Raw genomic sequence first — 13,704 nt, 5'->3', positions numbered from 1 at the left:
TTCGTCCGCTCCCGTCACCGCGGCGACCAGAAGATGCCTCCAGGCGTCGATCCCGGACAATTGCCGGCGGCGACGAAGAAGCATCGCAATCATTCAATCATCCGGCTTTTCCGGCAAATTCTCAACAGTTCCGTCACAATACGGTCTTTGACTGCGTTGCTGCGCGGACGCGCTTGCGCCAGTCCACGTAGGGAATGCATAGGATCGCGCTAACGATCAGATGCAGAGTACCACGGCCATGGCGGCCTTCTCGTCGGGAAAAGTTGCGTGGGCGATCGCGATGGCCACTCCGGGATGACGCGTTGCGGTGGCGAGGGCCAGCACGGTTCTGTTGTCGGCTTGCGGACCCCCAAGACCGTGACCGACAAGGACGCCAACCACGACGAAGAAAGCAAGCGCGACAAGTGATCCATTGCCGATCATCGCCGCCATGGCCGGCCAGATCCTGATGAGCACCGGAATGAAGGCCGCGACCAGCAGGATCGTTGCAAAAAGAGACAGCGGCCGCGCCAGGCGGGATGCGAGCGCGGGGGCGAACTGGCGGACGGCTAGCCCGATGTTGAGCGGCAGGACAATGCCTGTCGCCACGATCGATACGATCTGGCTGGCCGGCACGGCGATCCCGAACCCGAATGTGCGACCGATGACGGCGATACCCAACGGCACGATGATGACGGAAAGTGCGGCCATGGTAACGAGCAGGCTGGCCGTGTAGAAAACCGAGCCGCCGGCCTTGGTTTGTTTGCCGGGAAGGACCGGTGGCACCGGCGACAAAGCGAGCGCCACCAGGGCGAGCTTGACTGCCGGGTTGAGGGCAAACAACGCATCCATCGCGATCGCTAGCAAAACCATGATGACGTTCATGGAAAGCAGGGATCTGGCAAAAAGCCCCGGCTGCCGCAACAGGTATGCCGCATCCCGCCAGCTTGCCTGGAGCCCAAGCGCGAACACCATCAGCCCCATCGAGAGGTTGATGGCCATGGGAATGAGCTGCGCGATCGTCATCGTGCTTCCTCAGTCCCGGGCCATCGCGGCGGCGAACTTCCGCTCGAGATCGAGATACACGTCATCGGCGACGTCGAAGACGACCTTGACCACCCGCCCGTTCGCAAACGGGAACTGCGGCTTGTATTCGCTGCTGACGGCATCGCCGCCATCGTAGCCGACGCAAAGCCCCTCGCCGCAGAGGATGTAACGGCCCGTCTGGGTGCGGAAGGGCGCGTGCGCGACCGGCTCCTCATCGACGTAGAGCGTCATCTGGCCCAGGGTTTCGAGCTGTTTGGTGATCCGTTCCTTGACGAACTCGACGCCGACAATGTGCTTGCCCAGCTTGGGCGCTTCGACAACCAGCCGCTGTTCGGGCGGGATGCCGAGGAAGTTGTAGACTTAGAACAGCTTGCCACCCTTGACGAATAGCGAATAGCCGCCGAAGCGCGAGCCTTGCGCCACGATCACGCCCTGACTGTTGCCGGTAAACTCGACCTCGGCCAGTATCTTGAACGACACGGCAAGCGTCGGAGCCGCCGCTGCCTCGGGCACCTCGGTTGTGCCCGGATAGTAGACGTATCGGTTCCGTTTTGGCGCGTGGTATTCGGCGGCGTGCATCGCCGCCACGCCGAGATCTATGAGCGGCAGCACGTTGTTCTTGTTGGCCTCCGATAGCCAGAGGTCGGTCAGTTCCTTCAGCTTCTCGGGATGCTGGGCGGCCAGGTCGCGGGCCTCCGAGCGGTCTGCGTCGGTGTGGAAGAGCTGCCAGACGTCCTTGTCGAAATGGCCCTGGTCCGAAGGGAGCGGCGCGTGGACGGCGGCGGCTTTCCAGCCTTTCGACCAGATGCCGCGAGTGCCGCACATCTCATAGTACTGGGTCTCCTTGGTGGTCGGCGCCTTGGCGTCATCGAAGGTGTAGGCCATCGAAACGCCGGCCAAAGGCGACTGCTTCACGCCGTCGATCGTGTCGGGCATCTTCACGCCGCAGGCTTCCAGAATCGTCGGTACGATGTCGGTGCAATGATGGTACTGGTGGCGCATCTCGCCTTTGGCCTTGATCCCCTTGGGCCAATGGATGACCAGCGGATCGCAGGTGCCGCCGGCGTACGAGGCATAGCGCTTGAACATCTTGTATGGCGTCGAGAAAGCTGTCGCCCAGCCGGTAGGATAGTGGTTGTAGGTGTCGGGCGATCCCAGCTTGTCGATCATGGCAAGGTTGCGGTTCACATCATCCGGGAAGCCGTTGAAGAACAGGTTTTCGTTGACGGAGCCGCTGGGGCTGCCTTCACCCGATGCGCCGTTATCGGCGCAGTAGAAGATCAGGGTGTTGTCGAGCTGTCCCGATTCCTCGAGGTAGTCGACCAGCCGGCCGATCTGGACGTCGGTGTATTCCGAAAAGGCGGCATAGACTTCGGCCATGCGGCTGAACAGGCGCTTCTCGTCGACATTGAGAGTGTTCCAGGGCCGCACCATGTCGCCCTCGGCGGCGATCTCCGGCGGCATCGGATTGATGGGCGTCAGCTCCGTGTCGGGCGGCAGGATACCGCGCTCGATCATCCGCTTCAGAACCCACTTGCGGTAGGCCTCGTAGCCGTCGTCGAACCTGCCCTTGTACTTGTCGATGAAGTCTTGCGGCGCGTGATGCGGCGCATGGTTCGCGCCGGGGCAGTACCACATGTACCAGGGCTTCCCGGGGTCGGCCTGGCGGGAGTCACGGATGAATCCGATAGCCTTGTCGGCGATATCCTTCGAAAAATGGTATCCATCTTCTGGTTGGCTGGGCTGGTCGACGAAGTGGTTGTCCTCGATCAGTTCGGGATACCATTGGTTCGTCTCGCCGCCGATGAAGCCGTAGAAGCGGTCATAGCCGAGGCCGAGCGGCCACTTCTTCTTCGAGGCGCTCATCCCGAACGCGTCGACCGGCACGTTGTGGTTCTTGCCGATCCAGAAGGTGCTCCAGCCCGCGTCACGCAGGATGCTGGCGATCGTGCCGTTTTCGAGCGGGATATGCCCGTTGTAGCCGGGGAAACCCGTGGCAGCTTCCGAGATGGTGCCAAAGCCGTTGGCATGGTGGTTGCGGCCAGTCAGGAAGCAAGAGCGTGTCGGCGAACAGACAGCAGTCGTGTGCCACTGCGTGTAGGTGAGCCCGTTCTTCGCCAGCCGGTCGAGCGTCGGCATCTCGATGCGTCCGCCATAGGGCGACCAGGCTGCCTGGCCGGTGTCGTCGTAGAGGATGACGAGGACGTTGGGGGCATCCTTGGGTGCCCGGTTGTCGAGGAAGGCGTCCCAATCCGCCTTGGAATCGCGGACGTCGAGCGCGATCTTGCCCTTGAATGAACGTGTCATTGCTCTCCTCCTCTTGGTGTCCTGTTGTCGCCTCTACTGCCGTTCCACTGGTGGCGGCGTCCATGAACCATCGGTAATCGGGGTCTTCGGCCAATAGGCGCGCAGATAGAGCGAGAAATCGCCTTCGGGCGCCGGCAACCAGTTGGCCCGTTGCACCGGGTCCTTGGGCGCATCAGGTTGCACATGGATCGTCAGCGAGCCGTCGACAGCAAGCCGGAGATCCTTGTTCTTGGTGCCGACCGAGAAGCGGTTGATCGGGTTGGTGATGAAAAAATGGTGCTGGTTGTAGATCGAGAGCGACCAGAAACCATTCACTGGCGGCGCACCGTCCTTGGCAAATGTCACGGTGTAGCGGTTGGTGCTGTTGAGGCGCGCACCGGAGGCATCGAGGTCCTGGTAGAAATACTTCGTTTCGTCCGGCGCATTGACGAGGATGTTCGATTTTGCAACCGCCGTCCGCGTGAAATAGTCCGTCCCGAACGCGGACTCGTTTGAGATCGTACTCCAATGGTGCGGCAATTGCTGTCCGTAGTTGCGAAACTGGAACAGCGGGATAACCAGCTTCTCTTCGGCATTTTTGGCGGCCTCGATCATTGCCTGTTTCATTTTCGGATTGTCTTTGGCAGCAGCGAGCACAGCGAGCAGCTGTGCGTAGCGCGCTTCTTCGCCAGGTAGCGGCGGCGCATCGGCGAGCACCACCGGAAGCTCATCGAAAAACTTGTCCGGGAACACCCAACGCGTTTCCTCTTCACCTGGGGGGCGCCGGGGACTTTCGGCAGCTTGCTCCAGGCGATGCTTTTCATCCGCCCGTCATAGTCTGCGAGCGGATACATCACGATGCCGGTCAGCACGCTCTGGACCGCGCGCTTGTCTTCCGGCGTGTCATCCTGAAAGATGCGCGGCGCGGCGAGCGCGGTGTTACTCGACGCGCGAAACACCTTGGTAACCCCCTTCGGCACTTCACCCTGCCAGTTAGGACCGGCCAGCAGGTAGAAGCCGGGCGTGGTGCCGTGCATCTTGCCAAGCTGCGCGAAGCTGTCGGTTCGCAAATCGACGATCTGATAGACCCAGAAGCGGTCGCCGAAATCCGGCACCTGGATCACCACCGGTGAGACATCCAGCGCCAGCAAGCCCAAGCCGTAGACCACGTCCTGGTTCGGGCACGCGACGTTGCGCTCTTCCGGATTGACGTAATCCGTCAGCATGGTGAGCCCATTGAGCGGCGCTTCGAGCAATGGGCCGACGTATCTGTGTTCCTTCATCTTCGAGAATGCGAGCCGGCGATTGTACATGTTGACCAGCGGCCAAGCCCAGAAAAAGGCGTCACGCGCCACGTGGGCGGCATACGCTTCGGTGATCTTCACGCGCGTATCCGGACCAGGCGGCATCGCACGCGCCCAGTTCGGCGAGGGCGGCAAAGGCTGTGGGTTTAGCCCGGCAGCATCCGCTTCGGATTGTCTGACCGGGGCTTTCGCGAGTGGAGCAGTCTGACGGGTCATCCTTCCCTCCTGGTTCAGCCGGTATTTGTGACGGCGCCGAAGATCGCAGGATTGTTATTTGGCCGCCTTCGGCTCCGGGAATGTCCACTTTCCGTCCAAAATCTCGGCTCGCGGGCGGTAGAGCCGCACGGTGTAATTCCAGCCCTTCATGATCGGCAGGCAATTGGCGATCTTGCCGTCACAGCCGCCGAACTGGACAGAGATTGCGCCGTCGTCGCCCTTCTTGGCCGTGAGGTTATTCAGCGAGTAGGCGTTGTATTGGTTCTTCTCGTAATAGCCTTCGGCATTGTAGAGGCTCACCGACCAGAAGCCGTCGACGGGCACATCCTTGACATCAAGTCTGTAAACGGTTGTGCCGTCATTGTTGGCCGGGGTGATGTTGAGATAGGTGGCATCCTTGTCCGGATTTCCACCCCATGCTGCCGCACTGCCAACGAGGTGGCGGACAGGGTCGACGTCTCCCTTCTTGCCGAATGCACCCTTGAAGTCTGGCATCGTGGTGGCAAGAACCAGCAGTGCATCGCGCACCTTCTTCTGGCTCGCCTGATCCCACGCCGGGCTTTCGAAGCTGCCCGCCTTGGCCTGCTCGGCCTTTATCGCATCCTGCAGGGCATGCACTTTCGTCACGTCGTCGGGATTGGCTGGATCGACCAGCGTGCGGATCCCGGCCAGGACATAGCGCGTGCCGACCGTCTCCTTGTCGAGCATATAGCTGCCGCCACCATAGACGACTTGCGGCACATAGTGGTCCTCGTTGACGATCATCAGCGACATGAACCGGTCTCCGGCGTCGGGCAGCGTGATCGTCACAGGACCGGCGTCGAGGTCGAAAACGGCGGACGAATAAAGCGTGTCGCGATTCGCGCGAACAACGGCCTGATGCTCGATCTGCATCGGCTCGCGGCGATGCAGGAACTTGCCTATCCCACCTGCGTCCTTGATCGCACTGCCGAAATAGAGATCGGTTTCGGCGCGAACGAAATTGTCGACGGTGACCGGTACGGCATCCGCTGCTCGGGCTTGCAAGCCAGCTAACGAACCAAGCGCGGCGAACGAGAGTGCTGTGGCAATTGTGAAAGCCCGTATTGTCATGTGAGTGTCCTCACTTTGTCTTCTCGATATCCGGCAGCACCCATGTCTTGTCGAACAGCGGTTTTTCCGGGCCGTAGAGGCGGAAGAGGACTTCGAATTTTCCTTTGGCGCTGGTGGGCACCCAGTTTGACTCCTTGCCGTTCGGAGCCTTGGGGCCGAAGAACACGTCCACCGAGCCATCGGCATTTTTCTGGATATCCGTGTTTTGCGACGAACGGCTCGACCACTTCTGGTCACGGATCAGCGCGTGGGTCGCCCGGTTGTAGGCGGTCGCCGACCAGTATTGGCTCACCGGCGCCTTCGCCGGCACGGTCAGGCGATAGGTTTTGGCGCCATCGAACTGCTTGCCGCCCGCGTCCCTGAACGTCATCAGGTAAAACTGGCCGGCGCCCAGATGCTTGGCGCTGAAGAATCCCATCGAGTAGGCCACTCCGCGCCCCTCCGTAGGATAGTCGCCCGGCTTGGCAAATTGTGTCGACATGCCTTCGATGACGGCGGGCGTGGCAGGCACCGCCCAGTGGGCGCTGTCGTAGTAGGTGGCCCCGAACAACTGTTCGTAGCGCATGTCGAGATAGGCGTGGGCTTCCTGTGCCGCTGCCTTCAGGGCCGTTTGGGTCCCGGCGTCGGGCGCGAACGGCTTGCCTTTTTCGATGCCAATCGACTTGAGCATGTCGATCATCGCCTTGTCACGCTCCAGCCAGGGCTCGTATTGCACCATGCGGTCGAGCGACTTGTAGAAGTCGATGTCATAAGGGATCGTGGCATCGAAGACGACGTCGATCGCATCGACGAATTCGGTCGGCGGGGGATTGCTGGCCTCCGAGAGCGGGTAAAGCTTGACCCGCTTCCCGTACTCGACCGCCTTTGCGACATCGGCTGCGCTGCCGCTTTTGAGGATGGAGCGAAGCAGCGCATAGCTCTGGTAGGTGTTCGATGGCAGCGCGATGTAACCGTCGGGCGCCTTGTCCTTGTAGCCCGGCGGCAGGATCAGATATTTGCCGCCCTTGCCCTTGTCGACGCCGGCCGGTCCGACATCTTCGAGAGCCGCCTGCCAGGCATCGTCGATGCTGCCCGTTATCGAGCCGCCTTCCGCAGGCGGGATTTCGAGGACGACCGGGCCAACATCCTTGGTATCGATGAAGGGCATCAGGTAGATGGAATCCGGGTTCGGTGTGAGCGTCTGGTTCTTCCAGTCCGGCAGGCGGGACCAATAGACGATCTGGTTGACCTTGCCTTTGGTCTTGGTGAGCATCTCCTGCAGCATCAGGTCATAGTTGACGGAGGGCATCCCCCAGATGACCGCTTCGACGGCACGGCGTTCGACTGTGCGCGCGGCGAGTTCAGCAGGGGTCCAACCCGTCTTCGCAGTACCGGGACCGGCCAGGGACATTGAGACCCCGATGGCGAACGCGCCTGCAAGCAGATGTCTGAAGGTCATGGCGTTCTCCGGATTTTCTGTCGGGGTTCAGGACGCAACAGTTTGATAGAGGCTGACCGGCGACAGGCTTGCGCCTGCCGCCGGAGCACATGTTTTAGTGCCCGCTGTTGAAGCTGTCCGCCATCTTCGCCAACGCCTGATCGAGGGTGAAGCTCGCCGCCTTCTGGCGCGGCGGGTAGTCCTTGAAGGTGTTCAGGAACGGCTGCACCACCGCCTGCGCCGCCATGATCATGTAGGCCTTGGACAGATACCAGTCGTAGTAGGTGTTCGACGTGATATCTGCCCGCTCATAGGGATCGGTTCGCAGATTGAAGATCTTGGGGCAGCGCAGAACGACGAGCGGATCCATCCAGAGGCGCAACGTGCCCTCGGTGCGCTGTTCCATGAACACAATCTTCCAGTTCTTGAAGCGCAGGGCGACCAGACTGCCATCGTCGTCGAAATAGACGAGACCCTGGCGCGGGCTTTTCACGCCTTTCTTGGTCAGGAAGTCGAGCAAATTGTAGCCGTCGATATGGACCTTGAAGGTCTTGTCGCCGGCCTTGTGACCCTTGAGCAGCTTGTTAGGGATGTCGGCATCGCCGGCGATCGCGCAGAAAGTCGGAAGCCAGTCGTGATGCTGAACGATGTCGTTGGTGACTTCGCCCGCAGGAACCTTGCCGGGCCAGCGCACGATGAGCGGCACGCGGAAGGCGCCTTCCCAGTTGGTGTCCTTCTCGCTACGGAACATCGTCATGCCGGCATCCGGCCAGGAGTTCATGTGGGGGCCATTGTCGGTCGAGTAGAGGACGAAGGTGTTGTCGGCGATGCCGAGCTCGTCGAGATAGTCGAGCATCTCGCCGACGTTCTTGTCATGATCGATCATGGTGTCGTGATAGGGCGACTGGTTCTCGCCGGCCTGGCCGATGCTTTCCGGCTTGGTGTGCGTCCTGCAGTGCATGTGGGTGGTGTTCATCCAGACGAAGAACGGCTTGCCGGCATCATGTTGCCGCTTCACGAAATCCTTCGCTCCGGCGACGATTTCGTCGTCGATGGTCTCCATGCGCTTGCGCGTCAGCGGACCGGTATCCTCGATCTTCTGCTTGCCGACGCGACCCCAGCGCGGCTCCTCGGTCGGATCGTCCTTGTCCGTCGCCCAGCAATGCATCACGCCGCGCGGACCGAACATTGCCTTGAATTTCGGATCCTTCGGATAATCGGGATCTTCGGGATCTTCCTCGGCATTGAGGTGGTAGAGATTGCCGAAGAATTCGTCGAAGCCATGGACAGTCGGCAGATACTTGTTCCTGTCGCCCAGATGGTTCTTGCCGAATTGCCCTGTCGCATAGCCGAGCGGCTTCAGGACTTCGGCAATGGTCGCGTCTTCAGGCTGCAGGCCGACGTCGGAGCCTGGTATGCCGACCTTTGACAGGCCGGTCCGATAGCAGCTCTGCCCGGTGATGAAGGACGAGCGACCGGCGGTGCAGGACTGTTCGCCATAGGCGTCTGTGAACATCAAGCCTTCCTTGGCGAGGCGGTCGATGTTGGGCGTCCTGTAGCCCATCAATCCGTGCGTGTAGCAACTCAGATTGGCCGTGCCGATATCGTCGCCCCATATGACGAGGATGTTCGGCTTGCCGGTCTTTGGTGATTTCGCCATCCTGTTTCTCCTTGGTTACCGCTGTCTCAGTGGCATGATCGCGAATGGCTGAAGCGCCTTTTCACGGGATCAGGTGCAGCCATTTCAAAATCCGCGTGACGATGCCCCGCTCTTCCTTCTGGATTGATCGGAGTGTTTTCAAAGTGTCTGCAATGTCGTGGAGAGCCTTGCGGTTCTCGGGGCTGTTTTCATCGGCGAGTCCGGCGATTGCGCTGTCCTGCGCCTTGCGCAGTTCACGAAGCGCGGTTCGCAGCGCGATGATGCGGGGAGTTTCCATCTCAAGGTTGTCCATCCTTTCTCATGTCGCTGACGCGTCCGTGAACGGACCGACGTTGAAAACCATGCTGCTGATGGCGACGAGACCGATCAGCAACAGGATCACTGCCGTTATCAGCGTGAAGGAGACCGGGTACCCGCTTTGGGCATGGATCAGGCCGGCATCGCGCATCGCATCGCGTTCGCGGCGCAATCCGGCCATGAAAAGCACGTGATAGATGATGCCGACGACTAGCATCAGGATGCCGAGCAGCACCAGCGTCACCCCGAAATTGCGCGGTGCGGCAGCGTGCGCGAGCGTGCCTGCGTCCCGCAGCTTCTGGAACACCTGGAAGATGGTGAAGCCAAAACTGATCAGGGATAGCGCGGTGCGGATCACCGACATCAGCGTGCGGTCGGCGCTCATGCGGGTGCGCTGGAACGACATGCCGGTTCGGCGCGACGACAGCTCGACGGAGATGCTATCGGAGCCGGATTTTCCGGTTACGGGTGCAACGTTCATTGCATGGTCCTGCGAACGGGGCAGTGTCGAAGTCGACCGGCACTCTCGGGTCGCGGCGCAGGATTTCGAAGTACGTTACGGTAACGATACGTGCGGGAAGGGCCGAACTGCTGGATTTCTGATTGTTCAGGCAGAGCCTCCGATCACTCCGCCGTCGGATCGGCCTTCAGGATCGTTCCGAGCTGATCGGGTGCCGGGGTTTTTCCCTTTCCCTCCATCATCGCAATGGGAGCGGTGACCGTCGTTGCCGCGACCTTGCCGACCGTCCCCACTGTGCCCGCAATCATCATGCCCAGTCCGTCGCCAAGGCCTGTTCTCGAGTCGGTCAGGATCTGGCCGGAGGCCAATTGAGATCCCAGCAACGCCACGATTTCAGGACTCTCGGCAAACTTGCTGTGATTCAAGCGATCGTCCGTCTTTACATTGGTCAGGTCGATGACCGTTATTCCCGCCGCTTGCAGCTTCGATTTGTATGGCTCTTTTGACGGATCAATCTGGCCCACCCGGTCGACATCGCCTGAAATCAGACGCGAGATTGCAAGCGCCCGGTCGTCGCGCGAGATCATGATGGTGAATTTCGGCTTCTTGGGCCCGAGTTCTGTCCACTGGCGCCCGAAGACATCCACATCAAGGTCGGGAGATGCAAGAATTACATTCCTGATTTTGGGAGAAACCTGACCGTCCTGCAGGGCCATTTGCCTCAGCCCCTCCATGGCGAGCCAGGTTCCCATCGAATGGGCCATAACGGTAATGTCGGTGACGCCGCGATCATTGGCCAAAGCCTTCAATGTTCGTTCGAAGGCGGTGCGGGAAAAGTTGGTGCTTTCCTTGTCGTAATTGTAGTCGAGGACGCTGGCGCGCGATGGCCAGGTGAAAAGGATGGGCGTGACCTTCGCGCCCGAGTCATGGACAAATTGCGCGAAGCGAAAAACAGAATCCTCATAGCGGTTGTTGAAGCCATGGACGAAGACGAGCACATGGCCGCTCGGATTGTGAGAGTGCAGCCAGTCGCCGGCCTGCGGGATTGAAAGGTTCTTCGCGGCAACGACAGCAAACTCCTTTTGGGGATTCGGCGGCAGTTTTTTCGGCCACTCGACCGTGCCGGATGCACGGTCCGGCGGAATTGAAATGGTCAGGTCGGTCAAGGAAAGAGTCGGGCTGCGCTCGCCCGTGAACAGCGTTGCAGGATCGCCCGACGGTTTGCGGCTGGTCGCCACCAACATCGTTACGTCAGATGCCGACGCTGACCGCATATTAACGGCTACCGGTGCCAAAACGCCTTCCGGTCCCCCTCCGCACGCCGTCAGCGTGAGCAGGTACAAAGCCGCGACAATCTTGCCAACCCGCTTGCGCATCAGCACTTGGTTTGTCCCGCCGCTCAAAACTTGCCGGAAACGTCGAAGAACACAGCGTCGCCCTTCATGCGGTTTTCGACCTCGACCTCATGGGCCCACCTCAAGGTGAAATCGACCTCGGTTTTCTCTCCGAACTTGGCCTTGTATTTGACCAGCGGCCCGAGCGCGATCGAGCGGCCCCTGAATCCATCGTGGGTGTCGGCGAACGCGCCCCGATCGTCTTCGATTTGGTCCAGGAAGCCCGCGATCGCCCCCACGGACAGGTTCTCCGTTACGGCCTTTGTGACCGAAAGATCAAGGTGGGCCATCGCACCGCTGTAGTAATCGGTGTCCGGGTTCGTGGTGTTGATGTCCACGCCGAATTTGGCGGAAAGGTCCAGCCCGTGTTGCGGGATGAGATAGGTGAATCCGATCGCCGGCGTGAACGTCCAGTAGTTGAGGCCGATGAAGGCAAGGTCCCCTTCCTTCCATTCGCCGGTCGGTGCGGTGATCGTCAGGGATGCCGACAGCCAGGTGTTCATGGCATCGTTGTGCCACCCAAACACGAGCGGCGCGAAAGCGATGTCGCCGAGCCCGGTGACATGCTGATCCGCCCCCAGCGGGCCGACCGCGGCAGTGGCCCCGGTCCAGCCCAGGGGGACGGCAAGCTGGACGGCGTAGGTCCAGTTGCCTGGCAGGTGCAACTCGGGCACGTAAACCCCTGCCAGAATGGCGGCATAAATATCGCCGGTGAGACCCACCGCGACCGAGCCTTTGCCGAATGGAACCTGGCCATCTGCTTCGCCATGGTAGTAGATGTTGGACATTGCCCAATAGCCGGCGCCCGGCGTGGGCGGCACAATACCCGCACCGGGACTCGCGAAGGCGCCGGGGATATAGCGTCCGGCAACGGCCTCGGTGGCATTTGCTCTATTCACGGAAGCGAACGCCGTGAGAACGGCTGCCGCGGCAATCAGCCAGCCAGGTGATATGGATGCGGTCATCTTGTCCCTCTCGCACTAGATCCTCAGCGGTCCCGCTAAAAACTGACCAACGAAACACCAACCTCCATATTGAAGTCGTAGGGCCGGTCGTCGCCGATACCGACACCCGGCCTGATGTAGCCGTTGATGGCACCGCCGCTCGCCAGCTTGCCGAGATTGTAGCCAAGGGCGACCTCCCAGGACATAGGCGATGTTCTGGCTTCGAAATCGTAACTTGCGGTCAAGTCCGACGTCAGCCACCAGCGTTTGGCATGAGGTTTGTAGACGACGTAGAGATCGAAATCGCCGCGATTGACGTTGGCTCGGTCACTGTGACCGGCGAATGAAAAATTCTGGATGTAGGCGGGGGCGATGATGACCTCCGGACTGGCAAAATAGGCCCAGGTCAGCCCGGGCGCGGCGACCCATTTGCCGGTGCCAAGCACATCCTCGGAGGCGGTCGGCGCATAAATCTCGGTGTTGAGGATAAACGCCTGCCGCCTGCTCAAATAGGGAATCCAGCTGAGCTTAGCCGCAATATCGCCGAGGCCGAATTCGTCGTCGCCGGCCAGATTGGTTGCATCGAGCGGCAAGGTCAGACGAACCGAAGCCTTTCCGTCGAAAAACGGCTCGGTGTAACGGACATTCGTAATATCGTAGTACTCGTCCCCCGGCAGGAATCGATACTCGTTCGAGAATGACAGGGTCCTTGTCAGCACGCAGGGTTCGTCCCCGAAGTATCCTTGGCCTCCTGGGCCTCGGCGCCGCTGACAAGGGGTACCGAAACAGCAAAGGCCATAGCGAGGGCACTGGACTTTGAGGCGGACGGTGGAGCTGCTGCTTCAGGCCCCTGAGGGCGGAAGGTGCCAGTCAGCGGGAATGCACCTACACCAGGGCGAACGCGTCCCATGAACATCCCCGGTCACGACCCTCTGCTGCGCGCCCTAAGCTTTCGGCGCGTCGCACAATTGAATCGGAATGCCGGAAAGCGAAGTACGTTACAGTTACAAAGGCCGGACACGCTCACGTGCCGCCGGGTGTCACTGGCACATGCGGATAATGTCGGTCTCCAGATCGGTGCAAAGCTCTTCGTATTCAGCAATCGCGGCGCGGTTCGCGTTTCCTCTTTCCTTTCTCAAGCGCTCAAGGGCCGTGCTGGCATCCTCGTAGGCGCCGCACAGGCCGAGCAGATCGGAATTCGTCGCGCTGAGGATTTGAAGCGTGCCGCGCAAGGCCGGCATCTTCAACATGAGCCTTAGCAAGCCCCGACGGTCGTGGGCGGTTTCGGAAGGCATGGCCATATGTTTCAAACCGAATGAATGACCTCGTGCGGAAGCATTCCAGCAAGCATCGTCACAGTGAGGGGAGGCGCGCCAGCACTTTACTGTTACAGCCGGGTTCTATCCGGGGCCCGCAAGCGTCACCGCCTTGGCGTTCGATGGCGCGATTTGGCTGCTACCAAGCGACCGGCATAAGTTCCAGCGGCGGCGCCATCGGTTCAATCGGTGGGCTGTTACCGTTTCGTATCGGTATGTGCGGCAGCCAAGTCTTGTGCCTGCAAGGCCAGCTCCTATTCTGACTGCCTGACGCGCTCGGTCAATCGAATGG

15 protein-coding genes are annotated in these 13,704 nt (G+C 60.5%); 1 reads left to right on the top strand and 14 read right to left on the bottom strand.

Going from position 1 to position 13,704, the window contains the following annotated elements; all coding sequences use genetic code 11:
- Positions 1 to 216 precede the first annotated feature (216 nt).
- Together CGZ66_RS25300 and CGZ66_RS40405 are read right to left on the bottom strand one after the other, a co-directional pair.
- Complete coding sequence (locus CGZ66_RS25300; protein ID WP_095089157.1) at positions 217 to 1,005, bottom strand: bile acid:sodium symporter family protein; 789 nt, start codon at positions 1,003 to 1,005, stop codon at positions 217 to 219.
- 9 nt (positions 1,006 to 1,014) lie between these two features.
- Positions 1,015 to 1,257, bottom strand: a complete 243-nt coding sequence (locus CGZ66_RS40405) for a hypothetical protein (protein WP_206073771.1) — start codon at positions 1,255 to 1,257, stop codon at positions 1,015 to 1,017.
- Between CGZ66_RS40405 and CGZ66_RS40400 the strand changes: the two genes are divergently transcribed.
- The gene (locus CGZ66_RS40400) at positions 1,222 to 1,416 is read left to right on the top strand and encodes a hypothetical protein (protein WP_206073770.1); all 195 of its coding nucleotides are present in this window, start codon (positions 1,222 to 1,224) and stop codon (positions 1,414 to 1,416) included. The genes CGZ66_RS40405 and CGZ66_RS40400 overlap by 36 nt on opposite strands.
- On the opposite strand, the gene CGZ66_RS25295 is transcribed toward CGZ66_RS40400, so the two are convergent.
- From CGZ66_RS25295 to CGZ66_RS25245, 12 genes are all read right to left on the bottom strand, one after another.
- A complete protein-coding gene (locus CGZ66_RS25295; RefSeq protein WP_206073769.1) occupies positions 1,387 to 3,333 on the bottom strand; it encodes an arylsulfatase in 1,947 nt (648 codons plus the stop codon). The genes CGZ66_RS40400 and CGZ66_RS25295 overlap by 30 nt on opposite strands.
- Before the next feature lie 33 nt (positions 3,334 to 3,366).
- Entirely contained in the window at positions 3,367 to 3,939 is a 573-nt protein-coding gene (locus CGZ66_RS40900) for a DUF1214 domain-containing protein (protein WP_245331215.1), read from the bottom strand.
- Positions 3,936 to 4,832 carry a DUF1254 domain-containing protein gene (locus tag CGZ66_RS40895; protein ID WP_245331214.1) on the bottom strand — a complete coding sequence of 299 codons (897 nt, stop codon included), beginning with the start codon at positions 4,830 to 4,832 and terminating at the stop codon, positions 3,936 to 3,938. Before CGZ66_RS40895 ends, CGZ66_RS40900 begins: the two co-directional genes overlap by 4 nt.
- Positions 4,833 to 4,886: 54 nt before the next feature.
- Entirely contained in the window at positions 4,887 to 5,924 is a 1,038-nt protein-coding gene (locus CGZ66_RS25285; protein WP_095089156.1) for a DUF1254 domain-containing protein, read from the bottom strand.
- A 10-nt stretch (positions 5,925 to 5,934) separates the two neighbouring features.
- Complete coding sequence (locus tag CGZ66_RS25280) at positions 5,935 to 7,362, bottom strand: DUF1254 domain-containing protein (RefSeq protein WP_425352312.1); 1,428 nt, start codon at positions 7,360 to 7,362, stop codon at positions 5,935 to 5,937.
- 94 nt (positions 7,363 to 7,456) lie between these two features.
- Positions 7,457 to 9,001, bottom strand: a complete 1,545-nt coding sequence (locus CGZ66_RS25275) for an arylsulfatase (RefSeq protein ID WP_095089154.1) — start codon at positions 8,999 to 9,001, stop codon at positions 7,457 to 7,459.
- A gap of 61 nt (positions 9,002 to 9,062) precedes the next feature.
- Positions 9,063 to 9,293, bottom strand: a complete 231-nt coding sequence (locus CGZ66_RS25270; RefSeq protein ID WP_095089152.1) for a hypothetical protein — start codon at positions 9,291 to 9,293, stop codon at positions 9,063 to 9,065.
- A 6-nt stretch (positions 9,294 to 9,299) separates the two neighbouring features.
- On the bottom strand, positions 9,300 to 9,779 hold the full coding sequence (locus CGZ66_RS25265; protein ID WP_245331213.1) for a YidH family protein: 480 nt from the start codon (positions 9,777 to 9,779) through the stop codon (positions 9,300 to 9,302).
- A 143-nt stretch (positions 9,780 to 9,922) separates the two neighbouring features.
- Positions 9,923 to 11,134, bottom strand: a complete 1,212-nt coding sequence (locus tag CGZ66_RS25260; protein WP_095089150.1) for an alpha/beta hydrolase — start codon at positions 11,132 to 11,134, stop codon at positions 9,923 to 9,925.
- Between the two features lie 23 nt (positions 11,135 to 11,157).
- Positions 11,158 to 12,117, bottom strand: a complete 960-nt coding sequence (locus tag CGZ66_RS25255; RefSeq protein ID WP_095089148.1) for a SphA family protein — start codon at positions 12,115 to 12,117, stop codon at positions 11,158 to 11,160.
- 35 nt (positions 12,118 to 12,152) lie between these two features.
- Complete coding sequence (locus CGZ66_RS25250; protein ID WP_095089146.1) at positions 12,153 to 12,815, bottom strand: transporter family protein; 663 nt, start codon at positions 12,813 to 12,815, stop codon at positions 12,153 to 12,155.
- A 321-nt stretch (positions 12,816 to 13,136) separates the two neighbouring features.
- Positions 13,137 to 13,391, bottom strand: a complete 255-nt coding sequence (locus CGZ66_RS25245) for a hypothetical protein (protein WP_245331212.1) — start codon at positions 13,389 to 13,391, stop codon at positions 13,137 to 13,139.
- Between the last annotated feature and the right edge of the window lie 313 nt (positions 13,392 to 13,704).

The sequence above is a fragment of the Mesorhizobium sophorae genome, assembly GCF_002270415.1.
GTDB lineage: Bacteria > Pseudomonadota > Alphaproteobacteria > Rhizobiales > Rhizobiaceae > Mesorhizobium > Mesorhizobium sophorae.
The sequence above is the reverse complement of the archived record's forward strand: the minus strand, read 5'-3'. Positions and strand labels throughout refer to the sequence as shown.

Coding starts and splice junctions, on each gene's coding strand:
- CGZ66_RS25270 (WP_095089152.1), bottom strand. CDS start 9,293: ATGGACAACCTTGAGATGGAAACTCCCCGCATCATCGCGCTGCGAACC.
- CGZ66_RS40895 (WP_245331214.1), bottom strand. CDS start 4,832: ATGACCCGTCAGACTGCTCCACTCGCGAAAGCCCCGGTCAGACAATCC.
- CGZ66_RS25255 (WP_095089148.1), bottom strand. CDS start 12,117: ATGACCGCATCCATATCACCTGGCTGGCTGATTGCCGCGGCAGCCGTT.
- CGZ66_RS40405 (WP_206073771.1), bottom strand. CDS start 1,257: ATGACGCTCTACGTCGATGAGGAGCCGGTCGCGCACGCGCCCTTCCGC.
- CGZ66_RS40900 (WP_245331215.1), bottom strand. CDS start 3,939: ATGAAACAGGCAATGATCGAGGCCGCCAAAAATGCCGAAGAGAAGCTG.
- CGZ66_RS25245 (WP_245331212.1), bottom strand. CDS start 13,391: ATGCCTTCCGAAACCGCCCACGACCGTCGGGGCTTGCTAAGGCTCATG.
- CGZ66_RS25300 (WP_095089157.1), bottom strand. CDS start 1,005: ATGACGATCGCGCAGCTCATTCCCATGGCCATCAACCTCTCGATGGGG.
- CGZ66_RS25285 (WP_095089156.1), bottom strand. CDS start 5,924: ATGACAATACGGGCTTTCACAATTGCCACAGCACTCTCGTTCGCCGCG.
- CGZ66_RS25295 (WP_206073769.1), bottom strand. CDS start 3,333: ATGACACGTTCATTCAAGGGCAAGATCGCGCTCGACGTCCGCGATTCC.
- CGZ66_RS25275 (WP_095089154.1), bottom strand. CDS start 9,001: ATGGCGAAATCACCAAAGACCGGCAAGCCGAACATCCTCGTCATATGG.
- CGZ66_RS25260 (WP_095089150.1), bottom strand. CDS start 11,134: ATGCGCAAGCGGGTTGGCAAGATTGTCGCGGCTTTGTACCTGCTCACG.
- CGZ66_RS25280 (WP_425352312.1), bottom strand. CDS start 7,362: ATGACCTTCAGACATCTGCTTGCAGGCGCGTTCGCCATCGGGGTCTCA.
- CGZ66_RS25265 (WP_245331213.1), bottom strand. CDS start 9,779: ATGAACGTTGCACCCGTAACCGGAAAATCCGGCTCCGATAGCATCTCC.